We start from the raw sequence: 23,154 nt of genomic DNA on the forward strand, positions 1-23,154 counted from the left end.
CTAAAAAGTGCTTGATTTCGCCAAAAAAACCATCCTAAATACTTCACTTATGCACAGCGGCGGAGAAAAAACGAGAATTTTTCTTCTCCTAGGAAGCATTTTCCAAGTGTTTGATTTTAAAGAGAAATAATTTTGAATTTTTGCCCGGTTTACGACGATACCAAGTTTGATGTCTATGCTTTCCGGGGATTAAGATTCCTTTGTCCACAAAGTTATCCACAAAAACTGTGGATACATCAAAGCGCCCCAGTCGGGGCGGTATTTGCGCCCAATTGCCGCAAGAATTTTCTACTGTGACGGGATCTATGCAGGGCCTTTTCCACCATTGCATTCTTCAGATTGCGCTCGACACGCCGTTGAACGCGATTTTCGACTACCGCTGGCATTGCGACGCGACAGAGCAGCCGCAGGTCGGCCAGCTGGCGCTGGTGCCGTTCGGCCGCCGCGAGGTGATGGGCCTGATCGTCGGCGTCGCGGCCGAGACCGATGTGCCGGTGGATAAGTTGAAGGATGCGCTGGCCGTGCGCAGCCAGCTGGGGCCGCTGTCGCCGCAGTGGCTGGCGCTGGCGGGCTTCGCCGCCGACTACTACCAGCGTCCGCTGGGCGAGGTGGCGCTGCCGGGCTTGCCGAAGAATCTGCGCGTGCTGACCACGGTGGCGTTGGACCGGGCGCTGAAGAAGCTGGCCAAGCTGGACGCGCCGCACGACGGCACGCCGTTGAACATGCCGCAACTCAATCCCTCGCAGCAGGCGGCGGCGGACGCCATCGGCGGCGCTCAAGGGTTTAAGCCGACGCTGCTGTACGGCGTGACCGGCAGCGGCAAGACCGAGGTCTACCTGCAATCCTGCGCGCAAGTGCTGGCGCGCGACGCCGACGCCCAGATCCTGATCCTGGTGCCGGAAATCAACCTGACGCCCCAGCTGGAGGGCAATATCCGCGCGCGCTTCCCGGGCGTGATGCTGGCGACCTTGCACAGCAGCCTGTCCGAAGGCGAGCGCATGCTGCACTGGCTGGCGGCGCACCAGGGCAAGGCGCGCATCGTGCTGGGCACGCGGCTGGCGATCCTGGCGTCGCTGCCGAACCTGAAACTGATCGTCATCGACGAGGAGCACGATCCTTCGTACAAGCAGCAGGAAGGCTTGCGCTACTCGGCGCGCGACCTGGCCGTGTGGCGGGCCTGGCAGCTGGGCATCCCCATCGTGCTGGGCTCGGCCACGCCGTCGCTGGAGAGCTGGCACCACGCGCAGTCCGGCCGCTACCGCAAGCTGGAGCTGCGCGAGCGGGCCGTCAAGGACGCCGTGCTGCCGCAGGTCAAGCTGCTGGACATGGAACGCGACAAGCCCAAGGATGGGCTGACGTCCCATTTAATCGCGGCGATCAAACAGCGCATGGAGCGCGGCGAGCAGTCGCTGCTGTTCCTGAACCGGCGCGGCTATGCGCCGGTGATCTGCTGCGAATCCTGCGGCTGGATCAGCGAATGCACGCGCTGCACCTCATTCATGGTGCTGCACCGCCCGGAGCACCGGCTGCGCTGCCACCATTGCAGCCTGGAGATGCGTATCCCGCGCCATTGCCCCACCTGCGGCAATGTCGACCTGCAACCGCTGGGACGCGGCACGCAGCGCGTGGAGGAAGGCTTGCAAGCCTTGTTCCCGGAAGCGCGGGTGTTGCGCATCGACGCCGACTCCACCCGCAAGAAGGGCAGCGCGCAGGCGGCCTTCGATACGGTGCACCGGGGCGAGGTCGATATCCTGATCGGCACGCAGATGGTGGCCAAGGGGCACGACTTCAAAAAGTTGACGCTGGTGGGCATTCTGAACCCGGACACGGCGCTGTTTTCGCAGGACTACCGTGCCAGTGAGCGCCTGTTCGCGCAATTGATGCAGGTGGCGGGCCGCGCCGGCCGCGCCGCTAGGGCCGAAGGCGGCAGCGCCAGCGAGGTGCTGATCCAGACCCGCTACCCGCAGCATCCGCTGTACGGCGCGGTGGTGAACCACGATTACGACCACTTCGCGTCGGCCCTGCTGGAGGAACGCGAGCAGGCCGCCTTGCCGCCGTATCTGTTCCAGGCGCTGCTGCGGGCCGAGGCGCCGGAGCTGGCCACGGCCATTGAATTCCTGACCATCGCCCGCGATTGCGTCGAGCATCCGGGCATCACGATCAACGATCCGATTCCGATGAGCATGACGCGGGTGCACAACGTCGACCGTGCCCAGTTGCTGGTGGAGTCGGCGTCGAGGCCCATGCTGCAAGCCTTTCTGAAGGAGTGGTTACTCACTCTGCGGGAAATGAAGAGCCGCGTGAAGTGGTCGCTGGAAGTCGATCCGCTGGATATCTAGATCAAAAAACGCTGCGCGGTGGCGACTATCTGTTCGGTCAGCGCGCGGGTGAATGGCGTGTCCAAGTTCCAGGCGTGCCAGTTCAGCGCCACGTCGACGTAGTGCCCGGGCGCCAGGTCCACCAGCCGGTCGTTGGCCAGCGCGCTGGCCACCTGGATCTGCGGCATCAGCCCGTAGGCCAGGCTGCCGTGGATGCATTCGGTGACGGCGGCCGACTGCGGCATGGTGTGGTGCGGATACGGGCCGTTCAGGTCCAGCACCGTGCGCAGGAAGCCGGCCATCATATCCTGGTCGCTGACCACGGCCGGCGCCAGCCGCGCGGCTTCCAGCGAGAAACCGTCGCCGAACCAGTGGCCGGCAAACGCCGGCGTCGCCACGCACACATAGCGCAGCTTGCCCAGCGGCGTCACGTCCGGGCCGTTGGCGTGCGGGTCGGGATGCTCCTGGGCGGCGGCGATGCTGCCGAACACGCTACCCTCCTGCACCAGATGCAGGGCCATGCGCTGGTCGGCCAGCTGCACCTTCAGCTGGCAGCGCGGCGGCGACAGCAGGGGTTGCAAGCTCATGGGGAACCAGGTCGCCAGGCTGGCGGCATCGACCGCCAGCGCGATCTCCGGCATGCTGACCTTGTGGCCGAGGTCGATGTCCAGCGCCGCTTCCATCAGTTTGACGTTGCGGTGGTGCGACACCAGCCTCTGGCCCAGCCCGGTCGGCACGGCCGGCTGGCCGCGCACGATCAGCAGGCGGCCGGCGGCGTCCTCCAGCGCCTTGATGCGCTGGGACACGGCGGATTGGCTGATGCCCAGCGCCAGGGCGGCTTTTTCGAAGCTGCCCTGGCTGGCGACGGCGTCCAGCACGGCGAGTGCGCGATAGTCCAGTGTTCCCATAAGCTGCACTTATAAAAATTGAAAACGATAAGAGATACTAATACTCTTTTGCCCTGAAGTAAAACTCGATTACAAGCAATCGTGCGCGGCCGCCGGATTTGGCAGGCGCCGATGCCCGCTGCCCAAACGGTGTAGACTTTGCGCATGAAAACGCTACGTACCGAAGTCGCCGTCATCGGCGCCGGCACCGCCGGCATGACCGCCTACCGCGCCGCCACCACCGGCGGCAAAAAAACGCTGCTGATCGAATCCCATGTCTACGGCACCACCTGCGCCCGCGTCGGCTGCATGCCCAGCAAGCTGCTGATCGCGGCGGCCGAGGCGGCGCACGCGCTGCAAGCGGCGCCGGCCTTCGGCGTGCATGCGGGCGAAGTGCGCATCGATGGCAAGGCCGTGATGGCGCGTGTGCGCAGCGAGCGCGACCGGTTTGTCGGCTTCGTCGTCGACAGCGTCAACGGCTATCCGGCCGAGGACAAGATCCACGGCCATGCGCGCTTCCTCAGCCCGACCCAGTTGCAGATCGACGAGCACACGCTGATCGAGGCCGAGCGTTTCGTCATCGCCACCGGTTCCACGCCCATCGTGCCGGACGAGTGGCGCGCGGCCGGCCCGCGCGTGATCACCAGCGACGAGGTGTTTTACTGGGACGAGCTGCCGGAATCGATCGCCGTGGCCGGCACCGGCGTCATCGGCCTGGAGCTGGGCCAGGCGCTGGCGCGGCTGGGCGTGCGCGTGACCGTGTTCGGCCGTGGCGGCAGCGTCGCCCAGTTGAGCGATCCCGAGGTGCTGGACGTGGCGCGCCGCGCCATGGCCGACGAGCTTGACGTGCGCTTCAAGACCAGGGTGGTGCATGTGGCGCAGCAGGGCGACGGCCTGGATGTGACCAGCGAGGACGCCAGCGGCCAGCGGCGCACCGAGCATTTCAGCTACCTGCTGTCGGCGATAGGCCGGCGTCCGAATGTGCACAAGCTGGGTCTGGAGAACACCGGCCTGGAGCGCGATCACCAGGGCATACCGCTGTATGACAAGCAGACGATGCAATGTGGCAGCAGCGCCATCTTCATCGCCGGCGACGCCGACAACGAACGCCCGCAACTGCCGGAAGCGGCCGACCAGGGCCGCATCGCCGGCGACAACGCGGCGCGCTATCCGGCCGTGCAGGCCGGCCTGCGCCGCACGCCGCTGACCATCGCCTTCACCGAACCGCAGATCGCCACGCTGGGCGCCAGCTACGAGGAATTGTGCGCGTCGTACGCCGGCCGTTTCGCCGTCGGCAAGGTGTCGTTTGAAAACCAGGGCCGCAGCCGCGTGATGTTGCAGAACAAGGGCATGCTGCGCGTGTATGCCGAGCACGCCACCGGCCGCTTCCTGGGCGCCGAGATGATAGGCCCGCGCGCCGAGCACATCGGCCATCTGCTGTCCTGGGCTTGCCAGGCCGGGCTGACCGTCAGCGCCATGCTGGACATGCCGTTCTACCACCCGGTGGTGGAGGAAGGCGTGCGCACCGCGCTGCGCGACCTGGCGCACCAGCTGGCCAACGCGCCGGCCCACGATTGCGCCTGCGTCGATTGCACGCCCGGACCCTAGGGTCAAAATACAACAAACTCACACATTCTCACTGAAACCCCGTATGCTGCTGGCTCGATAGTTTTTTATCAACGGCAATGAAGATACGTAAAGTGACGGCAGCCGATCTGAAACTGGGCATGTTGATACCGTGGAATGTGTACGGTGAGAATGGCGCCCTGCTGGTCCGCAAAGGTCATATGATCGCCAGCGCCAATCAGATCGATTACCTGGTGGAGCGCGGTTCCTTCGAGGATCACAGCGGCCAGCAGGATGCGGCCAAAGAGCCGGACTCGGCGCTGCGCAAGCTCAACGCCGCCAGCCTGGCGTTGCAGACGCTGCTGCCTTCGCTGGCCGCGCACGCGGCACCGCCGGACTTGCGCCGCCGCCTGGAAGAAGTGGCCCTGCTGGTCGCCGACGCCGTGGCCGTCAACGTCGACGCCGCCACCGCCACCCTGCTGCACAATCAAACGGCCACGCCGTACGCGGTGCGCCACAGCGTCGATACCGCCGTCATCGTGCAGGTGCTGGCGAAGGCGAAGCAGCTGTCGCCGGAGGATACCCTGAGCCTGACGCTGGCCGCGCTGACCATGAATGTCGCCATGCTGGCGCAACACCAGCGCCTGCAAGACAGCCGCGCCGAACCCAACGCCGCCGACCGCGCCGCGATGCTGGCCCATCCCGAGGCCGGCGTGCAGCTGCTGCGCCAGGCCGGCATCACCGACCAGGCCTGGCTGGACTGCATCCTGTACCACCATGAAAACGAAGACGGCAGCGGCTATCCGCTGCACAAGTCGGGCGCGCAGATTCCACCGCTGGCGCGCTTGCTGGCGCTGGCCGACCGTTACGCGGCCCGCGTCGCCGAGCGCGTGTGGCGCAAGACGCTGGCGCCGCACGCGGCCTTGCGCGATCTGCTGCTGGAGTCGAACGTCACCATCGACGGCAATCTGGTGACGCTGCTGATACGCGAGCTGGGCATCTATCCCATCGGCACCTGGGTGCGGCTGATCAATGGCGAGATTGGCGTGGTGTCGCGCCGCGGCCTGCAATCGACCACGCCGCATGTGACGTCGGTGATCGGTCCGCGCGGTGCGCCGCTGGAGTTGTTCCTGCAGCGCGACACGCGCGGCGAACTGCACGCCATTCGCGAAGTGCTGAGCACGGCGCAGGTGGCCGCGCTGCAGGCGCCGCCGCTGCGCATGGAACAGGTGTGGGGCCGCAGCGCGGCGGTCTGACTCAGTTCAGCAGCGCGTCCAGCCGGCCCTGCTGCGCCAGGTCGCGCAGCACGCGGATGGTGTCGATATCCGATTCCTGGTAGGCCGAGCGGCGGAATTCGTCGTACATCGCATTGGCGGCGTCGGTCGCTGCATCGTGGCCGTCGTCGTACTGGAAGCGCACGTACAGCGTGTCGGCGGTCGGCGTTTCGATGGTCATCGTCAGGCTCGACTGGCTGATGTCCTGCTGCGCCGCCACCTCGTAGCGCACCTGGCGCATCGGTTCCAGCACCACGCGGTCGTCGATGACCAGCTCGCCGTAGCGCAGGCTGCGGCTGAAGCCGTTCTCGCTGCGGTCGGTGATGGTGCACTCGTCCAGGTGCGGCACGAACAGCTTCGGCGATTCGGCGCGCAGCACCAGGCCGCTCCACAGTTGCTTGATGCTCAGCGCATCGAGCAGCGGGTTGAGCGGGTCGTTAATTTCTATCAGATGTTCGAATTTCATAGGAAAACCATGTCAAAGCCAGGCGCACGCGCGCCTCATCCCCGCATGGTAACGCATCTGTCACAAAGGCGACTGCGCCGGCTCAGGCGATGCCCTCGTCCCAGTACGGTTCCGGCCCGAAGCGCCGGCTGAAGAAGTCGATGAAGGCCTGGCTCTTGGGCGGCAGGAAACGGCGGTTCAGGTAGACGGCGGAAATCACCGAATCGGTGGTCTGGTAGCCGGGCAACACCCGTACCAATGCGCCGCTGCGCAGCTGTTCCGCCACCAACCAGGTCGATGACAGGCCGATGCCCAGGCCGGCGATGGCGGCGTCGCGCAGCGCCTCGCCGTTGTCGCTGCGGAAGCGGCCGCTCACGCGCAGCAGCAATTCACCGCCGTCGCGCTCGCGCAAGCGCCACGGGTTCATCGCCTGCAACACCAGGCATTCGTGCTGCAACAGGTCGAACGGCTGCTGCGGCACGCCGCGCTGGCGCAGATACTCGGGCGAGGCGCACAACACCAGCTTGCTCGGCGCCAGCGGCCGCGCCACCAGCGCCGAATCGCGCAGCGGGCCGATGCGGATGGCGACGTCGATGCCGTCCGCCGCCAGGTCGTGCGTGCTGTCGGACAGGCGCAGGTCCAGCTGCACGCCGGGATGCTCCTTCAGGAACTGCGGCACCTCCGGCACCAGATAGAGCCGGCCGAATGTCACCGAGGCCGCCACCCGCAGCAAGCCCTGCGGCTGGGCGTTGCCGTGGCCGACCGCCGAGGACGCCTGCTCGGCCGCGTCCAGCAGCGCCATTGCCCGTTCCAGGAATACTTCGCCGTCCTGTGTCAGCGTGATCTGGCGCGTGGTCCGGTGCAGCAGGCGCGCGCCCAGCTGCTTTTCCAGCTGCGCCATGCGGGTGCTGGACGCGGCCGGCGACAGGCCGAACTCGCGTCCGGCGGCGGACAGGTTGCGGGTCGCGCACACCCGCACGAACAGCGCCACGTCGGTCAGGTCCAGAGCCATTTGATTGTTTTGATGAAGAATGATTTCACCATTATGCCAATTATCAAAAGCAATGCGGCAAATCATACTGCGTCCATCCAAACTTATTTCAAGGAAACGCCATGAAAGCCATCGCCGTCACCAACACCGCCCTGCAAGATGTGGAAATCGCCGTGCCTGCCGCCACCGGCCACGATCTGCTGGTCAAGATCGAAGCCATTTCCGTTAATCCGGTCGACACCAAGGTGCGCGCCGGCGAAGCGGCCGACGCCGCCCCGCGCGTGCTGGGCTGGGATGCTGCCGGCACCGTCACCGCCGTCGGCCCGGACGTGACCCTGTTCAAGGTCGGCGACACCGTCTACTACGCCGGCAGCATCATCCGTCCCGGCGCCAACAGCGAATTCCATCTGGTCGATGAACGCATCGTCGGCCGCAAGCCGGCCAGCCTGGACTTCAATCACGCCGCCGCCCTGCCGCTGACCTCGATCACCGCATGGGAAGCGCTGTTCGACCGCCTGGCGATCAGCCGCGACGGCGCCGACGCCGGCAAGCGCGTGCTGGTCATCGGCGGCGCCGGCGGCGTCGGTTCGATCGCCATCCAGCTGGCCAAGCAGCTGGCAGGTCTGACGGTGATCGCCACCGCTTCGCGCCCCGAGTCGGCCAAGTGGGTGCGCGAGTTGGGCGCCGACCATGTGATCGACCACAACGGCGACATGGCGGCGCAACTGCTGGCGCTGGAGATCGCCGACGTCGACTACGTGCTGTGCCTGAGCGACACCGACCCGCACTTCGACGCCATCGCCCAGGTGGTGGCGCCGCAGGGCAAGGTGGTCAGCATCGTCCACAACACCGCGCCGCTGGCCATGGACAAGCTGTTCGCCAAGAGCGTGACCTGGGTGTGGGAAATGATGTTCACCCGTTCGATGTTCGGCACGCCGGACATGATCGAACAGCACAAGCTGCTCAATGAAGTGGCAGCGCTGATCGACGCCGGCAAGCTGAAGACCACGCTGGGCGAGGTCTACGGCAAGATCAGCGCCGCCAACCTGCGCCGCGCGCACGAGGCGCTGGAAGGCCGCCGCACCATCGGCAAGATCGTGTTGTCGGGCTTCTAAGCGGCCGGGGGCTGTACAATGACTGGCTGTTCCCTAGCCAGATCGTCACCCGATGTCCAAAGCCCCCCAATTCGGTCTTAATGTCCCGCAAAGCGAGGCCGTCATGTACCTGGACGGCCCATGCCTGGTGCTGGCCGGCGCGGGTTCGGGCAAGACGCGCGTGATCACGCAGAAGATCGCCCACCTGATCGAGGACCGGGGCTACGATCCGCGCACCATCGCCGCGCTGACCTTCACCAACAAGGCCGCGCTGGAGATGCAGGAGCGTATCGCCAAGCTGCTCAAGCAGCCGCGCCAGGCCAAGCAGCTGACGGTGTCGACCTTCCACTCGCTGGGCGTGAAGATCCTGCGCCAGGAAGCCAACGGCGTCGGCCTCAAGGACCGCTTCTCCATCATGGACGCCGACGATTGCGGCTCGCTGATCCAGGACCTGGCCATCACCACCGACAAGCAGGTGGTGCGGCGCATCCAGACCGACATCTCGCTGTGGAAGAACGGCCTGGTCGATCCGATGATCGCGCTGGACAAGGCCAAGGACGAGGACGAGGCGCAATCGGCGCGCATCTACGCCAGCTACGTGGCCACGCTGTCGGCCTACCAGGCGGTGGACTTCGACGACCTGATCCGCCTGCCGGTGGAACTGTTCCGCAACAACGAGCCTATCCGCGACAAGTGGCAGCGCCGCCTGCGCTACCTGCTGATGGACGAGTACCAGGACACCAACACCTGCCAGTACGAGCTGGTCAAGCTGATGGTGACGGGCGTCGGCAAGAAGCCGATGTTCACCGCCGTGGGCGACGACGACCAGGCGATCTACGCCTGGCGCGGCGCGTCGGTGGAAAACCTGAAGACGCTGCAGACCGACTTCCCCGACCTGGCGGTGATCAAGCTGGAGCAGAACTACCGCTCCACCACCCGCATCCTGCAAGCGGCCAACGCGGTGATCGGCAACAACCCCAAGCTGTTCGAGAAATCGCTGTGGTCCGAGCACGGCCTCGGCGAGCCGATCAAGGTGCTGGGCATGGCCAACGACGACCAGGAAGCCGAGCAGGTGGCGATCATGATTTCGGCCGACCATTTCGAACGCAAGAACAAGTGGTCCGACTACGCCATCCTGTATCGCGGCAACCACCAGGCGCGCATCATCGAGCAGTGCCTGCGCAAGGAACGCATCCCGTACACGATCTCCGGCGGCCAGAGCTTCTTCGACAAGGCCGAGATCAAGGACATCATCAGCTATCTGCGCCTGCTGGCCAACACCGACGACGATCCGGCCTTCATCCGCGCCGTCACCACGCCACGGCGCGGCGTCGGCCAGTCGACCATGGAAACGCTGGGCACCTTCTCCGGACAATGGCAGTGTTCGCTGTTCGAGGCGGTGTTCAAGGGCGGCATCGAAGCTTTGCTGACCGACCGGCAACTGGGCCCGCTGCGCGACTTCTGCAATTTCATCAACAACCTCGAAGCGCGCGCCAGCCGGCCTGGCCCGAGCGGCAGCGGCGACAACGCGGCCCAGGTGCTGGACGATTTGCTGGAAGCGATCAACTACGAATCCTATCTGTACGATATGTTCGACGAGCGCGCGGCCCAGGGCAAGTGGCAGAACGTGCTGGAGTTCACCAACTGGCTGAAGGAGCGCGGCCGTGGCGGCAAGGACCGCGACAGCGAAGAGAAGAACGTGCTGGAGCTGACGCAGATGGTGGCGCTGATGTCCATGCTCGAAGGCCAGGACGAGGATCCGGACGCGGTGCGCATGTCGACGCTGCATGCGTCGAAGGGACTGGAGTATCCGCACGTGTTCCTGGTCGGCGTCGAGGAAGGCATCCTGCCGCACAAGGGCGATGCCGATGCGCCGGCCGAGACCATCGCCGCCCGCGTGCAGGAAGAGCGGCGCCTGATGTACGTCGGCATCACGCGCGCGCAGCGCACGCTGCAGATCACCTGGTGCAAGAAGCGCAAGCGCGCGGGCGAGCAGGTGCATTGCGATCCGTCGCGCTTCATCAAGGAGATGGAGCTCGACGTCGGCACCGCCGTGCCGGCCGAGTCCGAAGTGATGACGCCGAAGGAGCGGCTGGCACGCATGAAGGAACTATTAACCACACCGAAGACGTAATCGGGCTGGCCTTGTGCTAGCATCGGCTTGTGCCGTCCTGGCGCGATACCGACGGAGGTGATCCTTGCGTACCCCACTCATTGCGTCTCTCGTTTTCGCCTGCGCCCTGCTGCCGATGGCACATGCCGCAGAGTTCGCCACCAAGCCGGAAGCCGAGGCGATGGTGCACAAGGGCTTGAAGTTTTTGAAGGCCAACGGCAAGGACAAAACCTACGCCGAGATCAGCAAGAAGGACGGCCAGTTCAGCGACCGCGACCTGTACCTGACCGTGTACGGCCTCGACGGCGTGGTGCGCGCGCACGGCGCCAACGCCAAGATGATCGGCAAGAACCTGATGGAAATTAAGGACGTCGACGGCAAGGCCTTCGTCAAGGAGCGCGTCGAGCTGGCGAAGAAAAAGCAGCCGTTCTGGCAGGACTACAAGTTCACCAATCCGACCAGCGGCCAGATCGAACCCAAGGCCATGTATTGCGTGCCGGAAGACGATCTGGTGGTCTGCGGCGGGGTCTACCTCAAGTAAGGCGGTAGAATGCGTGCTTTCCAGCAGGGAGTATGCCGTGAGCACCACCGAAGACCGCTTCATCGATATTGAAATCAAACTGGCGCACCAGGAGCACATCGTGGAGTCGCTGAACCAGCGCGTCTACGAGCAACAGCAGCAGATCGACAAGCTGGAGCAGATGTGCGCGGCGCTGGTCCAGCATGTGCGCGACCAGGCCCAAAGCAGCGGAGGCGGCGGCGCGCTGGCGCACGAACCGCCACCGCATTACTGATCAGGCCAATACGGTTACGCCAGTACGGCCCGCAGTGCTTCGACCACGATCGCATGGTCTTCCGCCTGGCGCAGGCCGGAGACGGTGGCCGTGCCGATCAGGCCGACATTCCTGACCACGACCGGGAAGGAACCGCCGTACGGCGCGTATTCCTTCGGGTCCAGATATTTCACATCCTCGAACACCACGCCGCGATTTTTATAATCGGTGCCGATGTGGAAGGAGCAGCGGCCGAAGCGCGTCACCACATTGCTCTTGCGGCGTATCCAGTCGGCCTGGTCCGGCGTGGCGCCCTGCATCGCGTGATGGAACAGCACCTTGCCGTTGACGGTGACGTTGACCGTGACGCTCTTGTCGCGCTGCCTGGCCAGCTCGATCACTTTCAAGCCCAGCGCCAGCGCGGTGTCGCTGGTGAAGGTGGTGAATTGCAATTCCTTTTCCTGCAGCGCCAGGGTTTCCAGCAGCTCGGCGTAGTTTTCCATTCTTGATCCTTGTCCGGTACAAGACGGCAGTGTAGCCGAGCCGCCCGGATTAGCGGAAGACGAATCGCGGGCCGGCGGCCCGTTGCTCGGCCTTCTCCCGCCACTGCTGGGCTTGCGCCGCATCCGGCTTGAGGCCCAGCTCGCCTTTTTCGTAAGCGGTAGCCAGGCGGCGCATGGCGGACAGGAAGTTCAGCTCGGCCGAACGCCGGTACATATCGACCGCGTCCGACGCGCTTTTCGGCACGGCGCGGCCGGCCTCGGTCAGCATCGCCAGGCGATACAGGCCGTCCGCATTGTTTTGCGCGGCGGAAGCCTGGTACAGCGAGGCCGCCTTGCTCAAGTCCTTGGCCATGCCCTTGCCCTGTTCGTACATGCCGCCCAGCGCGGCCTGCGCGTTGCCGTTGCCCTGGGCGACGGCGCGCGTGTACCAGTCGCGCGCGGCGGCATAGTCCTGCGCCACGCCGCTGCCGATTTCAAAGGCATAGCCGATGTTGTTCTGGGCGACGGGGCTGCCGGTCTTGGCGGCGGTGCGCTGGAACGCCAGGCCCTGGACCGGATCGGCCTTCTCGCCGAGCAGGCCGTAGGTCAGCACGATGCCCCAGCGGATTTGCGAGGCGGTGTCGCCGTCCTGCGCGGCCTGGCGCAGGTAGCGCGCGCCTTCCTCGTCGCTGTGGAACACGCCTTCGCCGCGCAGGTACATGGAGGACAGATCGCGCTCGGCGGCGGGATTGTGTTGGGCAGCGGCCCGTTCCAGCCATTGCTGCGCCAGCGGCAGGTCTTTCTCCACGCCCCGGCCATACAGGTAGAACATGCCCAGATTGGCCTGGCCCCATGCATGGCCGCCTTCGGCCGCCTTGCGGTACCACTCGGCCGCGACGGCGCGGTCGAGCGGCACGCCGCGGCCGTAGGCGTGCAACAGGCCGATATTGTTTTCCGCCTGATGGTCGCCTTGCTCGGCCGCCTTCAGATACCAGTCCATCGCCTGCGCATAGTCTTGCGTGACGCCGTTGCCGTGCTCGTAGCGGTAGCCCGTTTCAACCTGCGCTTGCACGTGGCCGGCTTCGGCGGCCTTGTGGTACCAGATCGCGGCTTCGACCTGGTTGGATGGCGCGCTGCGGCCGGTGGCCAGCCGCAAGCCCAGCAGATACTGTGCTTCCGGCAGGCTGTGATCCAGCAGCGTGCGGAACTGGCCCAACGTCACGGCCTGGTTGGCTTCGCCGTTGCTGTAGGCCTTGGCCAGCTGGTACAGCGCATCGGCATCGCCGGCCAGCGCGGCGTCGCGGTACTGGTTGACCGCCGCCAGGTCGGGCTTCAAGGTGGACGGGCCGTCCAGCGTCCAGACGTACTGCATCTGCTGCCAGGCGCTGACGGGCTTGCCGTCCACCATGCCGGGCTTGAAGCGGCACGAGCGCAGGCCGGTCACGGCCGCGTCGTCCAGCAGCGGGAAGCCGCTGGAGCTGGTGATTTTGGCGTCGGCGACGCTGCCGTCGGTGCCGATCAGGAAGGCCAGCGTGACGGTTCCGGTCTGTTCCTTGCGCAGTGCTTCCTTCGGCCAGACCGGCTTGGCGCAGCCCTCGAAATCCGCAGTCCTGAGCTTGGGCGCATCGGCAGCGCAGGTGCCCAGCGAAACCGCGATGCCCAGTGCCGCAGCCAGCAAGCGTCGGGTGGAAAAAGTCTGGGCCATAGCGTATCCTTAATGTTTCATATTTGAAAACAGGCAGGATAGGTGCAAAGTCGTTCCTTGTCCATTACGGGCAGGATAGGTGCGGCGGCGTCCATCGTGCGTGTCGAATTTCCAGGGCGTCGTTCGTCGTAGGGATGGAGGGACGTCCTTCACACTCACAGGAGCAACGATCATGACTACGAATACTGTACAACTGCACCGCGTTTTCAAATCCAAGGCCGACCGGGTTTACCGCGCCTTCCTGGACGCCGCCGCGCTGGCCAAGTGGCTGCCGCCGCATGGCTTTACCAACACCGTGCATGCGCTGGACGCCAAGGTCGGCGGCAGCTACCGCATGTCGTTCACCAACTTCACCACCGGCGGGCAGCACAGCTTCGGCGGCGAGTATCTGGAGCTGGTGCCGAACGAGCGCCTGGTCTACACCGGTACTTTTGATGACCCGAATCTGCCGGGCGCGATGAAGACCACGGTGACGCTGCGCGACGTGTTCTGCGGCGTGGAGTTGAAGGTGGTACAGGAGGGGATACCGTCGGTGATCCCGGTGGAGGCGTGCTACCTGGGCTGGCAGGAATCGCTGGTGCTGCTGGCGCAGCTGGTGGAGCCTGAGATACGCGAGTGATGCCGGCTAGCGCATTAGAGCAGGCCGAAGAGTTTCACGACCAAGCTCATCGTGCCCAGGGCTGTGCTCAGGCAGATGCTTAGCAGAATGCGGAAGTCGACGGTGCGTATCTTTGTCAGTTGCTCATGCACGCGAACAAACTCGGCATGTACACGAGCAAATTCTGCATCCACACGAGTGAAGTTGGCATCCACACGAACGAAGCCGACGTCCGTACGAACGAAGCCGGCGTCCGTGCGGACGAATCCAGCCAGCATTTCCTCGCGCAGATCCTGTACAGCCTTGCCTTGGTAGTCGATCGCCGTCTCAAGGTGCGCAACACGTTTGGCGATGCGGTGTTGTTCCTGCTGGGGTTGATTATTGCCATTCATGGTGGACTCCTCTGCGGCATCCATCACTTTACGCCAGCATGCATGCGCAGCATAGCGCACACGATTGATGCAGCTCTGAACGCTACGGCTGCCCCCGGCAGCGAAGGATTCGGTTAAGCTTGCCGTAATTTTTTAAGATGAGTGGGAGCAGGCATGGGCAAGGGCAGGTTGGAAGCATTCAGCGATGGCGTCATCGCCATCATCATCACCATCATGGTGCTGGAACTGAAGGTGCCGCATGGTGCGGATTGGGCGGCGTTGCAGCCTTTGTGGCCGGTGTTCCTCAGCTATGTGCTGAGCTTCATCTACGTCGGCATCTACTGGAACAAGCTTCAGTATAGAAATAACCCACCTGAATTTTGACTATTTTTCCCTGTCCAAACTCTCCAACCGCTTACAGGGCGTTGTATGACCCCTCTACAGGCAAAACCTTGCTTAGGTGGTACACACCTAGCCAATCGACATCTGCACCCCTCTAATCGCTTTGTTGACGAAACGGATTGCAACCGTACAATTCAGATGTACTTGAACGTTGTATTGCTCAAATTCGGTTGTGCTCTGTCTAATCAACAGACAACCCCTCGATTTGCTTAATTTTTGTGCGAATAATTTGGGTGTTTGATCAAGCCGGATGTCTACCCACTATGACATAGACGTTTGCAAAATGGAGTGATGGTGTCGATAATTGCAAAAAATGAATTGTTGTTATTTAAGATATCGACAAATATGTTGACTTCATGCTATAATTCGTGGTATGGAAATTTGTATGAAAATTGACGGTCAACGGGGGGTAACTCTGCAAAGACACGTCGCCCTTCCCGGAAATAAGAGCGCGCAAAGTGAGCCGGGTATTAGAGGGGGTGCCATCACGGTCCGGCACGGTCAATCAATCTGGGGCGCAGTTCAGTAACAATACCCCAGACTCTTGCACCAACACACAGAATACTCAGCAGGCAGCCCCCACGGTCAATGGTAATCACATCATGGTGAGCCGGGTACGTGAGACAAGCTGTGACAACCCACCTACGGGTTAAATCCAATTCTAACGTGAAAAAGCAAGTCGCTACTGGCGTGATTGAGCCAATTCCCTTCAGCATTTGAACCGTCTTTTTGCATCAGCAAATGTGGTCCTATGGCTCAGGGAAGGGGATCAACACGTACATACACCTGTTGAACAGGCACATACACGTAACGTAACCCAAGAAGGAGAGCATGACCAGCATCGAGCAAGCACGCAATCGAATCACAGAAAGCTACGTCATTCACTGTGTAGACACTGGCCTGAGTCCAGAGCAAATAGCCGGATATCTTAACCAACGCATCCGATCATCAACCACCTACCCATTCAACGAGCAAGCGGTAGAGCAGCTTCTGCAAGCCTACGGCTTCCAAAGTTATGCAGCAGGGTTCCAAGTCGAACCGACAGAGCACTAACCAACCAACCCAAGGACGAAAACATGAAAACACAACTTATCAATCAAATGCAAAGGAGTAGCAACTATGTCATACGATGCGTACATCGAGAAATGCAAAGCCCCTAAGGCCAAGGCCAAGGTTCACAATATCGTTCACCACCTACTAATCGGTATCCGCAAGGGATACACCAGTCAGTACCTCGCTGACCGCCTCAATCAGTTCAAGGTCTACACACTGATGGCAAAGCACTGGACCGCAAACAGCGTCCAGATGCAACTACTGAAAATGAAACGCTTCGACAACGACTCATCGCTCGCATGGGGTTTTGCACACGCGCTCTCGACAGGATTGGCAACCGAAGATGATCTGGAACTACTCGCATCGCGAGTGCGTTAGGACTTACAGGTTGTAGTATCGCTGGAGTGCAGATGTCAGCAATCCTCCGGCGATGCCTAACTCTATGTTCCATGAAGCCTCGATGGCTTTGTTCATCATGCTTTTCATCCAGCCCTGTGTCGCTGGCCCATACTGCCCTGCGACAGTCGGTGTAGGATCGTTGCGGATTGCAGCCGTCAGGGCGTCAGTATCCTCATCGGTTACATTGTGGCGCTTCAGTTCAGCCACCAATGCAGCCATGTCGCCTTTGGTGGTAGTAATCTGGACGCTTTGATGATTGTGGTTCCCGACGAGTACAGTCACATTGCCTTTCAAAACGGCTCCTGTAAACATGCCCTGTACGTCCATTCCAGCGGTAGCCTGTTTTGCATCTTCGACCGACACGGTTGCTCCTATCTCGCCCTGAAGCGTCAAAATGAAATCCAGCAAACGTGAACGGACCTCGATTAAGACCTGTCGTACTTGTGACATCTCGGTTTGCGCCCAAGCCTGTTCAACATAGCAACCCGTTGCAAGTGACCCAGCCATGGACTGGTTGAATTCTGGGGCTATTGGAATAGCTAAGCTACTCGTGCTAGTGGCGGTTGCTAACAGCTTCTCCATGACGCCTAAGGCTTGGCGCATACCATCGCCTTCCAAGTAATCTCGCTGCTGCTCACTGAGGTGCATGATCGGGATAAGCGTTCTTTTGTAGACGTTGTAGCCATCAGAAATGTTCCCGTACACCCGCCCTCGTACGCAGCGATAATCAGGCAGTTGATCAGTCCTTGCGTACCCGGTCAATTCGCTACTGACCCAATCGACCAAGGTTTGTTGTCCGATTTTGTGCAATAGCACCTTAGTGCGGAGCAGCGCCTCTTGAAGTGAGCCGTCTTCGCGCATTAGCAAATCAACGATATCGTCCAGAAGTTTCATCCGCCATGTTGGTTGGGTTAGAAGTGATGAGCATATCAGCTCTACTTTGCTGACGGAAGCTTAGCTTTTTCTTGCATGCGACCATTAAACGTTCATATAATGGATGCATAATTCACGCCAGCAGGTAAACCATCCATGAAGCAAGCTATTTCATACCTCCGCGTATCGACCTCTGAGCAAGGTAGGAGCGGCCTTGGTCTGGAAGCGCAGCAGCGCGCTATCGAGCAGTTCGCAACAGCGGAAGGCTTCACCATCGTGGAAGCAGTAACAGAGGTAGCCAGTGGGAAGCTGGGCCTTGAAGATCGTACCGGCTTGAAGCAGGCGCTCACCAAGGCGAAGAGGCTTCGTTGCCCGGTCATCGTTGCGAAGCTTGACCGGCTATCACGTGACGTAGCGTTCATCTCTGGTCTGATGGCGCGTGGTGTGCCGTTCGTAGTTGCTGAACTGGGTGTGGATACTGATCCGTTCATCTTGCACCTGTATGCGGCCTTGAGCGAGAAGGAGCGCAAGTTGATCGGCTCTCGCACCAAGGCAGCGCTTGCTAGTCTTAGGGCTAAGGGTGTCCAGCTAGGCAACCGCACCAATCTAGCGGAAGCACAGGCGGCAGGGCAAGCTACGAATGCAGCCAAGGCTGCGGCCTTCAATGCCAAGCTGCTGCCCACCATTAAGCAACTTCAAGCGCAAGGCATGACGATGGCTCAGATCGCAGCAGAGTTGAACGAGAGAGGTACTGCTACTGCACTGGGAAAAATGTGGCACCAGTCCACTGTATCAAGACTGTTGAAAGCAACTACCTAGTCTTGCGCCTCGCGTCACGAGACATCGAATTGGCGCTAGAGGCGCAGGAAGCATGGATTTCGTATTACGTTCGACGTGTTTCGTAATACATCTCCCGATGTATGATTGATCTCATCAATAGACAATCTCAGGGGGAAATCATGGACGAGACAGCGAAAGTAATGCAGATGATTCTTATGGCTTTGCCGATCATGGCACCGCAGAACAGCAAAGTTAACGAGGATGTGTTGGCGATGCTTAACGCTCTTGCGAGTTCATCGGAAAGCGAGCGATGGAAAGCTGTTGGGGACGAACTGCTCGAACGCGCTAAGTCCACGCAGTTTGATAGCGATGTGACGGGATACTGCGCCTTAGCGAGCCTATGCCTTGGTCGTTCGGTTGATCTTGCTAGGGGCGAGCGTGCTGGTCGAAAGCAAAGCTAAGTGCTCTGCTGACGGCCTACATATTTTCAGAAGCCCCGGTCGAATATCTTTGGCCTAGCCACATCTGTTCAGTCAGTAGGGGGGGGCTTGCAATTTTTTTTGACTGTCCAGCGCCAGCAAACAAAGCGCATAACCGCACCGGCTTGACACCTACAAGCCTGCTTCCGTCATTAGTGCCGCGACAGTAGTGTTCAAAGCTTCGGCTATTGCAACCAGTGGAAGCATCGCAACGCTGTTCTCGCCCCGCTCAATCTGGCCGATGTAGCTTCGGTCCATACCTACTAACTGAGCAAGTTCTTCTTGGCTCAATTTCAGCTTGCGCCTGCTTTGACGAATGGCTGTTCCAAGTGCTGTAAGCACAGGATGGCGACTATGTTTGGATGGGGTGGGCACCCTCGTATGTTGCCTCTGTGATAAAGTTCGCTCTACGGGATCACATCCCGCAAATGCAACTAACCTCACGGAGTTTTTGTTGAAAAAAACATGCTTTCTACTTTTGCTGGCGTTGATGCCTGCTTTCATATGTTCGGCTTATGCTACAGCCACCCCGGACACTGGACTGACGGGGGGCGACACAAGAGATGCACGCGAAGCAGTCGCGATCAAACTCCGATTAGAGGTCACAATTTTTGAGGCCACTCCGGGTGGAAAAGCAAAAGCCGTTGCTGCCATCAATAAGCTGAAAGCTTTGTCTGAAAGCGGTGATCCTTATGCTCAAACCTCCCTTGCTGGTCTGTACAAACGAGGAAAAGATAATCTGAAGAAAAATCCGTCACAGGCAATGTTCTGGTATCGAAAAGCTGCGGAGCAAGGTAATCCCAACGCGCAAGATGCCTTGGGAGACGCGTATCGTGAGGGTGAAATTGTCCCTAAGGACTATGACCAAGCGGCATCTTGGTATCAAAAGGCAGCAGCCCAGCACTACGCTCCGTCGGAGTTTCAGTTGAGCTTGATGTACCAGTCTGGGAAGATCAAGCCAGTTGACTATGTACAGGCGTTTGACTGGTGTATCCAAGCCGCTGAGCATGGACATGTGGAGGCTCAATACTTAGCCTCACTGTTGTATGTCGATGGAAAAGCAACCCCGATAAACTATGTCGAAGCCATGAAATGGGCGTCTATTGCTAGAAAAAATGGCGTACGAGAGGCTGTTGCATGGCTACTGGAACTGGAAGACGGCCACCCTACGCAGATAGCACAGGCAAGGAAGCTGGCAACTGAGTGGCTCGGCAGGCACCCAACAAAAAATTAAGTTATGGGTGCCGCCTATGATCGACGGCATCCTATCTATTCCAATTCGGACAGTTCCACAAAGTATTCAAGTTCCGCTGTGTCTCCAAGGTCGAACATTTTTTGTGCGGTTTCCTGGCTGTAGCTGATCGACTCAATCTTCCCATCGCGGTCGTAGATGAAGAGAATTTTCTTGCCGCCTTGTCTGACGGTGTAATTGATCTGTTGGTCGGAACGCAGGATTTCAACGCTAATGCCAAGGCGCTTCAAAAGAGCGTTTGCATCCATACGAGAACTCGTTTCAATGAGATCGATCTTCGCCATTAGCAAGGCTCGGCTACGGGCCACACTTACCTCGCGTGCGGCCTTCTGTTCCAATTCTGCCTTCTGTGCCTTGAGCACCTCCAACTTGGCTTTGTAAGCCTTTAATGTCAGCACGAATTCGTCTAAGGGTTCATCTATAAACATGTCCAGCACTCGCTGGCGCTTCTCTGCAATCTCCGCGATCTGTCCTGCAAGTTGCCGAAGCTCCATTTCCTCGTGCCTCTTGTCGCCAATGAAGTAATCAGCACTTACGGCATGCAAGAGCACCTCTCTGAAAGCCAGTTCTGCTCGTTCTGATTTGATATTCGGAGCATCGCAGGTGCCCCCTGTCTTTCCGCTGCAAACAAGGTATCGTTTGGCATTCCTGCCCTTGGGAAGGCAATGAAGTGGCCGTTGACACCACCCGCAGATTCCTACCTTGCTCCAGATGTTGAAATTAAAAGTGCTGATGCGAGTTACCTTATCCTTCTTGCGCTCAGCGCGTGCTCCCTGTGCAGCTTCGTAAGTCGTTCGGTCCACCACGGCAGGAAAGTAGCCTTCGATCAGACCTCCGCCATCGCGTGGTGCATAGTCGCCGATTGCGGCTCTACCTTTGATGATCGCAAATAAGCTGGCAGTAATCCAGAGTTTCCCCTTGCCTCGACTACGGAATGGTTCAATGCCTTGCTGATTCAGTGTCTTGGCGATTACAGCGTAGCTATAGCCTTCTGCCGCCATGCTGAAGATGGTCCGCACAACCTCTGCTTCCTTCTCCTTGAGTTTGTACTCGCTATCGCTCACCCACTCGATCCAGCTTGGAAGCAGAACTTTCACCTTCACGCCTGTACGCGCCTTGGCATATCGATCTATGTAGCTCTTGGCTACACGGTCGCTCTTCTTCTCGCTTTCCTCATTTGCTAAGTCCTGCTTGATGAGCGCTGTAATGCCGTCCGATACGTTCAGTACACCGGCGTAACGTTTGCCGTCCCGAAGAGTCACGACGGCTATCCCATTCTCGACAAGCTCGCGCAGCTTTTCCGATGCTTTCCACATCCCTGCGCGGGACAGCCGGTCCAAGTCTTCTACAAGTAGCGTGCTGCCGTGGGGAACAAGTCCATCTTTGACATTATCGTAGAACCGTTTGAGTTCACCGCCTGCCGCCATGTGCTCACCTTTGAAGGCGCTCTTGCCCGCATCAAAGTAGACATGTTCCCGGTCTTCGATCAGGGTAGAGCAGTATTCCTTGGCCCGGCTTAGTTGGCGTTCGTAGCTTGATCCCTGAGCTTGCTTGTCGTCTGAGTAGCGGATGTAGAGGTAGGTATTTTGCATGGGGGTATTATACATATTGGTGGAATCACCATCACCTGATCCACACCGTTAGCCACATCACCGGCGGCGCGCTGTGGGGCAATCTGCATTTGCTGTTCTGGCTGTCGCTGGTGCCGTTCGTCACCAGCTGGGTCGGCGAGAACCATTTCGCCGCGCTGCCGCTGGCCTGCTATGGCTTCATCCTGTTCATGTCCAGCAGCGCCTACTTTATCCTGGCCAAGTGCCTGGCCAACAACAACGAGGCGCTGCGCGTCGCCTTGGGCAAGGACCGCAAGGGCAAGCTGTCCTCGCTGCTGTATTTGACCGGCATCGGCGTGTCCCTGCTCGCACCGATGGCCGGCTTCGCCATCTACGTGGCAGTGGCGATGATGTGGTTCATCCCCGACCGCCGCTTCGAACGCCGCTGATCTAGCTGCCGCAGTGCTCGGCGATGCGCGTCCATACGCGGCGCGCATCGGTCTGCATGTGGATGCCCGTTTGTCCCATCGCCTGCATGGCCTTGGCCACGGCCGCCGCCTCTTGCGGCGTCTTGGCGTCGGCCTGCGCTTTGGCCAGTGCCGCCATGGCTTGCGCGCGCCCGGCGTCCATCGCGGCCTGCTGTTGAGGCAGCACCGCCAGCGCCTGCTGCGCTTTGGCGCGCTCTTCCGGCGTGCCGTTCTTCGCCATCTGCTCCATCATCGGCCGCAGCGCTTCCATGCTGGGTGCGCCGGGCGTGGGCCCCAGGTCGGCATGGTCGATGAATTCCCAGGTGTTTTCGCTCAGGCGGCGCACCGTCAGCTTGTAGCGCCCTCCGGCGCACTGGGCGATGTGGACGATGCTGTCGCCGCCGCCGGTGGTCGACAGCGTCTTGCAGGCTGCCGCCCCCAAGTTCGCCGGCAGCACCTGCGGGACGACCTGATGCGCCGGCACGCAAAAGCGGATCGGGCCGTCGCCCTTGAAGTCCTGCCGGGCTTTGCCGCCGGGGGCGGTGGTGGTGGCCGTGACGTCGCCGCTGGCGCCGTCTGTTTGCTGGCGGGCGCTGGTGCCGGCGTCGGGCATGCGTATGGTGCCGTCGGTATCGATCTGGTACAGGCCCGGCGGCGGCATCACTTGCTTGAAGGTGGCGACGGAGACGGCGGCGGCACAGCAGCCGGCGGCCAGCAGGCCGGCCAGGGGAAGCAGGCGGAACATGGGCTTGTCCTTATTCATCGTGCGTTGCCAACGTCTTTTGTTTGGCCTTGCTGAGCGACTCCACCGCGCGGCGGTACGAGGCCGCCACCAGCTCGGTCAGGTAGTCGGCCGGGAACTGGCCCACATCGACGATCGTCACCCAGTGAAAACGGCCCATGTAGCGGGCCGGCTTCACGCCCGGGCGGTCGGTCAGCTCCAGGAAGCGGTCCGGCGTCACGCGCAGGCTGAAGCGCCATTGCTCAGGCTCGCTGGTCTTGAAATACGCGAAGGTCTTGTCCTCGACCTTGTAGACCAGGATGTTCGACGGTTCTCCATGCAGGGTTTCCACCGCGCCGGGGTACTGCCGGCAATGCCGTTTCAGCTGTTCAGTATTCATGTGTATGGCCACGTTGCATCGAAACGTCAGTGTAGCTGCAAAAATGACAATTCGGCAAAGCTTTCTTCGGGAAATGCCCCCGCTTTCCAACCAAGTGCAGTGCAGCATTTTTTGCCAGTGACTGCCGCCATGTCACCCTGATATGATCTTGCGCTTCCATG

The 23,154-nt window shown here is 60.9% G+C and carries 25 protein-coding genes and 1 pseudogene; 15 read left to right on the plus strand and 11 right to left on the minus strand.

The genetic code is table 11. From position 1 onward, the window contains the following. Window positions 1–305: 305 nt before the first annotated feature. Entirely contained in the window at window positions 306–2,339 is a 2,034-nt protein-coding gene (locus GEV01_RS24950) for a primosomal protein N' (protein ID WP_152808196.1), read from the plus strand. Here GEV01_RS24950 and GEV01_RS24955 read toward each other — a convergent pair. Beyond that, a complete protein-coding gene (locus GEV01_RS24955) occupies window positions 2,336–3,226 on the minus strand; it encodes an ArgP/LysG family DNA-binding transcriptional regulator (protein ID WP_152808198.1) in 891 nt (296 codons plus the stop codon). The two genes, GEV01_RS24950 and GEV01_RS24955, sit on opposite strands and share 4 nt — an antisense overlap. A 144-nt stretch (window positions 3,227–3,370) precedes the next feature. Here GEV01_RS24955 and GEV01_RS24960 point away from each other — a divergent pair, with 144 nt between their 5' ends. After that, a complete protein-coding gene (locus GEV01_RS24960) occupies window positions 3,371–4,813 on the plus strand; it encodes a dihydrolipoyl dehydrogenase (RefSeq protein ID WP_152808200.1) in 1,443 nt (480 codons plus the stop codon). Between the two features lie 77 nt (window positions 4,814–4,890). After that, window positions 4,891–6,027, plus strand: a complete 1,137-nt coding sequence (locus tag GEV01_RS24965) for an HD-GYP domain-containing protein (RefSeq protein ID WP_152808202.1) — start codon at window positions 4,891–4,893, stop codon at window positions 6,025–6,027. A 1-nt stretch (window position 6,028) separates the two neighbouring features. Here GEV01_RS24965 and GEV01_RS24970 read toward each other — a convergent pair whose 3' ends face one another. After that, window positions 6,029–6,511 carry an SRPBCC family protein gene (locus GEV01_RS24970; protein WP_070358817.1) on the minus strand — a complete coding sequence of 161 codons (483 nt, stop codon included), beginning with the start codon at window positions 6,509–6,511 and terminating at the stop codon, window positions 6,029–6,031. 82 nt (window positions 6,512–6,593) lie between these two features. Continuing rightward, the gene (locus GEV01_RS24975) at window positions 6,594–7,502 is read right to left on the minus strand and encodes a LysR family transcriptional regulator (RefSeq protein ID WP_152808204.1); all 909 of its coding nucleotides are present in this window, start codon (window positions 7,500–7,502) and stop codon (window positions 6,594–6,596) included. 101 nt (window positions 7,503–7,603) lie between these two features. On the opposite strand from GEV01_RS24975, the gene GEV01_RS24980 reads away from it, so the two are divergent. From GEV01_RS24980 to GEV01_RS24995, 4 genes are all read left to right on the plus strand, one after another. Next, window positions 7,604–8,596 (plus strand): zinc-binding alcohol dehydrogenase family protein, encoded by a 993-nt coding sequence (locus GEV01_RS24980; protein WP_152808206.1) that lies wholly within the window; start codon window positions 7,604–7,606, stop codon window positions 8,594–8,596. 52 nt (window positions 8,597–8,648) lie between these two features. After that, window positions 8,649–10,709, plus strand: a complete 2,061-nt coding sequence (locus tag GEV01_RS24985) for a UvrD-helicase domain-containing protein (RefSeq protein WP_152808209.1) — start codon at window positions 8,649–8,651, stop codon at window positions 10,707–10,709. A 64-nt stretch (window positions 10,710–10,773) separates the two neighbouring features. Beyond that, a complete protein-coding gene (locus GEV01_RS24990) occupies window positions 10,774–11,229 on the plus strand; it encodes a cache domain-containing protein (protein ID WP_235914561.1) in 456 nt (151 codons plus the stop codon). A gap of 37 nt (window positions 11,230–11,266) precedes the next feature. Continuing rightward, window positions 11,267–11,482 carry a SlyX family protein gene (locus GEV01_RS24995; RefSeq protein ID WP_008443009.1) on the plus strand — a complete coding sequence of 72 codons (216 nt, stop codon included), beginning with the start codon at window positions 11,267–11,269 and terminating at the stop codon, window positions 11,480–11,482. A gap of 14 nt (window positions 11,483–11,496) precedes the next feature. Here the strand turns inward: GEV01_RS24995 and GEV01_RS25000 are convergent, their stop codons facing one another. Together GEV01_RS25000 and GEV01_RS25005 are read right to left on the minus strand one after the other, a co-directional pair. Further along, on the minus strand, window positions 11,497–11,964 hold the full coding sequence (locus tag GEV01_RS25000; RefSeq protein ID WP_008443008.1) for a heme-degrading domain-containing protein: 468 nt from the start codon (window positions 11,962–11,964) through the stop codon (window positions 11,497–11,499). 49 nt (window positions 11,965–12,013) lie between these two features. Continuing rightward, a complete protein-coding gene (locus tag GEV01_RS25005; protein WP_152808211.1) occupies window positions 12,014–13,648 on the minus strand; it encodes a TonB family protein in 1,635 nt (544 codons plus the stop codon). Between the two features lie 172 nt (window positions 13,649–13,820). On the opposite strand from GEV01_RS25005, the gene GEV01_RS25010 reads away from it, so the two are divergent. Then, window positions 13,821–14,267 (plus strand): SRPBCC family protein, encoded by a 447-nt coding sequence (locus tag GEV01_RS25010; protein ID WP_152808213.1) that lies wholly within the window; start codon window positions 13,821–13,823, stop codon window positions 14,265–14,267. 14 nt (window positions 14,268–14,281) lie between these two features. Here GEV01_RS25010 and GEV01_RS25015 read toward each other — a convergent pair whose 3' ends face one another. Next, window positions 14,282–14,638, minus strand: a complete 357-nt coding sequence (locus GEV01_RS25015; RefSeq protein WP_152808215.1) for a hypothetical protein — start codon at window positions 14,636–14,638, stop codon at window positions 14,282–14,284. 153 nt (window positions 14,639–14,791) lie between these two features. Between GEV01_RS25015 and GEV01_RS25020 the strand changes: the two are divergent. The 3 genes and pseudogenes from GEV01_RS25020 to GEV01_RS25030 form a co-directional block, all read left to right on the plus strand. Beyond that, window positions 14,792–14,965, plus strand: a pseudogene (locus tag GEV01_RS25020) (TMEM175 family protein); the annotation flags it as partial. Between the two features lie 885 nt (window positions 14,966–15,850). After that, entirely contained in the window at window positions 15,851–16,072 is a 222-nt protein-coding gene (locus GEV01_RS25025) for a hypothetical protein (RefSeq protein WP_152808219.1), read from the plus strand. Between the two features lie 66 nt (window positions 16,073–16,138). Then, window positions 16,139–16,450 (plus strand): hypothetical protein, encoded by a 312-nt coding sequence (locus tag GEV01_RS25030; RefSeq protein WP_152808221.1) that lies wholly within the window; start codon window positions 16,139–16,141, stop codon window positions 16,448–16,450. Between the two features lie 3 nt (window positions 16,451–16,453). Here GEV01_RS25030 and GEV01_RS25035 read toward each other — a convergent pair whose 3' ends face one another. Then, window positions 16,454–17,365 carry an AbiTii domain-containing protein gene (locus GEV01_RS25035; RefSeq protein WP_152808223.1) on the minus strand — a complete coding sequence of 304 codons (912 nt, stop codon included), beginning with the start codon at window positions 17,363–17,365 and terminating at the stop codon, window positions 16,454–16,456. A 135-nt stretch (window positions 17,366–17,500) separates the two neighbouring features. Here GEV01_RS25035 and GEV01_RS25040 point away from each other — a divergent pair, with 135 nt between their 5' ends. Then, window positions 17,501–18,163 (plus strand): recombinase family protein, encoded by a 663-nt coding sequence (locus tag GEV01_RS25040; protein ID WP_152808225.1) that lies wholly within the window; start codon window positions 17,501–17,503, stop codon window positions 18,161–18,163. 101 nt (window positions 18,164–18,264) lie between these two features. Further along, entirely contained in the window at window positions 18,265–18,585 is a 321-nt protein-coding gene (locus GEV01_RS25045; protein WP_217428489.1) for a hypothetical protein, read from the plus strand. A 150-nt stretch (window positions 18,586–18,735) separates the two neighbouring features. Here the strand turns inward: GEV01_RS25045 and GEV01_RS25050 are convergent, their stop codons facing one another. Further along, window positions 18,736–19,107, minus strand: a complete 372-nt coding sequence (locus GEV01_RS25050) for a helix-turn-helix domain-containing protein (protein ID WP_152808229.1) — start codon at window positions 19,105–19,107, stop codon at window positions 18,736–18,738. On the opposite strand from GEV01_RS25050, the gene GEV01_RS25055 reads away from it, so the two are divergent. Further along, entirely contained in the window at window positions 19,058–19,837 is a 780-nt protein-coding gene (locus GEV01_RS25055; protein ID WP_235914562.1) for a tetratricopeptide repeat protein, read from the plus strand. The genes GEV01_RS25050 and GEV01_RS25055 overlap by 50 nt on opposite strands. 35 nt (window positions 19,838–19,872) lie before the next feature. Here the strand turns inward: GEV01_RS25055 and GEV01_RS25060 are convergent, their stop codons facing one another. Beyond that, the gene (locus GEV01_RS25060; RefSeq protein WP_175023207.1) at window positions 19,873–21,447 is read right to left on the minus strand and encodes a recombinase family protein; all 1,575 of its coding nucleotides are present in this window, start codon (window positions 21,445–21,447) and stop codon (window positions 19,873–19,875) included. On the opposite strand from GEV01_RS25060, the gene GEV01_RS25065 reads away from it, so the two are divergent. Further along, window positions 21,390–21,854, plus strand: a complete 465-nt coding sequence (locus tag GEV01_RS25065) for a TMEM175 family protein (protein WP_328595617.1) — start codon at window positions 21,390–21,392, stop codon at window positions 21,852–21,854. The genes GEV01_RS25060 and GEV01_RS25065 overlap by 58 nt on opposite strands. 1 nt (window position 21,855) lies before the next feature. Here the strand turns inward: GEV01_RS25065 and GEV01_RS25070 are convergent, their stop codons facing one another. Beyond that, a complete protein-coding gene (locus tag GEV01_RS25070; RefSeq protein ID WP_217428491.1) occupies window positions 21,856–22,617 on the minus strand; it encodes a hypothetical protein in 762 nt (253 codons plus the stop codon). Window positions 22,618–22,627: 10 nt separating this feature from the next. After that, a complete protein-coding gene (locus tag GEV01_RS25075; RefSeq protein WP_152808237.1) occupies window positions 22,628–22,993 on the minus strand; it encodes an MmcQ/YjbR family DNA-binding protein in 366 nt (121 codons plus the stop codon). Window positions 22,994–23,154: the final 161 nt, after the last annotated feature.

This window comes from Rugamonas rivuli (assembly GCF_009380165.1).
GTDB lineage: Bacteria > Pseudomonadota > Gammaproteobacteria > Burkholderiales > Burkholderiaceae_D > Rugamonas > Rugamonas rivuli.

Excerpts from the sequence above, each read along its gene's own strand:
- GEV01_RS25060 (WP_175023207.1), bottom strand. The coding sequence starts at position 21,447 with ATGCAAAATACCTACCTCTACATCCGCTACTCAGACGACAAGCAAGCT.
- GEV01_RS25035 (WP_152808223.1), bottom strand. The coding sequence starts at position 17,365 with ATGAAACTTCTGGACGATATCGTTGATTTGCTAATGCGCGAAGACGGC.
- GEV01_RS25025 (WP_152808219.1), top strand. The coding sequence starts at position 15,851 with ATGACCAGCATCGAGCAAGCACGCAATCGAATCACAGAAAGCTACGTC.
- GEV01_RS24980 (WP_152808206.1), top strand. The coding sequence starts at position 7,604 with ATGAAAGCCATCGCCGTCACCAACACCGCCCTGCAAGATGTGGAAATC.
- GEV01_RS24950 (WP_152808196.1), top strand. The coding sequence starts at position 306 with ATGCAGGGCCTTTTCCACCATTGCATTCTTCAGATTGCGCTCGACACG.
- GEV01_RS25015 (WP_152808215.1), bottom strand. The coding sequence starts at position 14,638 with ATGAATGGCAATAATCAACCCCAGCAGGAACAACACCGCATCGCCAAA.
- GEV01_RS25000 (WP_008443008.1), bottom strand. The coding sequence starts at position 11,964 with ATGGAAAACTACGCCGAGCTGCTGGAAACCCTGGCGCTGCAGGAAAAG.
- GEV01_RS24975 (WP_152808204.1), bottom strand. The coding sequence starts at position 7,502 with ATGGCTCTGGACCTGACCGACGTGGCGCTGTTCGTGCGGGTGTGCGCG.
- GEV01_RS24970 (WP_070358817.1), bottom strand. The coding sequence starts at position 6,511 with ATGAAATTCGAACATCTGATAGAAATTAACGACCCGCTCAACCCGCTG.
- GEV01_RS25075 (WP_152808237.1), bottom strand. The coding sequence starts at position 22,993 with ATGAATACTGAACAGCTGAAACGGCATTGCCGGCAGTACCCCGGCGCG.
- GEV01_RS24955 (WP_152808198.1), bottom strand. The coding sequence starts at position 3,226 with ATGGGAACACTGGACTATCGCGCACTCGCCGTGCTGGACGCCGTCGCC.
- GEV01_RS25045 (WP_217428489.1), top strand. The coding sequence starts at position 18,265 with ATGATTGATCTCATCAATAGACAATCTCAGGGGGAAATCATGGACGAG.
- GEV01_RS24960 (WP_152808200.1), top strand. The coding sequence starts at position 3,371 with ATGAAAACGCTACGTACCGAAGTCGCCGTCATCGGCGCCGGCACCGCC.
- GEV01_RS24965 (WP_152808202.1), top strand. The coding sequence starts at position 4,891 with ATGAAGATACGTAAAGTGACGGCAGCCGATCTGAAACTGGGCATGTTG.
- GEV01_RS25070 (WP_217428491.1), bottom strand. The coding sequence starts at position 22,617 with ATGTTCCGCCTGCTTCCCCTGGCCGGCCTGCTGGCCGCCGGCTGCTGT.
- GEV01_RS25030 (WP_152808221.1), top strand. The coding sequence starts at position 16,139 with ATGTCATACGATGCGTACATCGAGAAATGCAAAGCCCCTAAGGCCAAG.
- GEV01_RS24985 (WP_152808209.1), top strand. The coding sequence starts at position 8,649 with ATGTCCAAAGCCCCCCAATTCGGTCTTAATGTCCCGCAAAGCGAGGCC.
- GEV01_RS25050 (WP_152808229.1), bottom strand. The coding sequence starts at position 19,107 with ATGAAAGCAGGCATCAACGCCAGCAAAAGTAGAAAGCATGTTTTTTTC.
- GEV01_RS25010 (WP_152808213.1), top strand. The coding sequence starts at position 13,821 with ATGACTACGAATACTGTACAACTGCACCGCGTTTTCAAATCCAAGGCC.
- GEV01_RS25005 (WP_152808211.1), bottom strand. The coding sequence starts at position 13,648 with ATGGCCCAGACTTTTTCCACCCGACGCTTGCTGGCTGCGGCACTGGGC.
- GEV01_RS25040 (WP_152808225.1), top strand. The coding sequence starts at position 17,501 with ATGAAGCAAGCTATTTCATACCTCCGCGTATCGACCTCTGAGCAAGGT.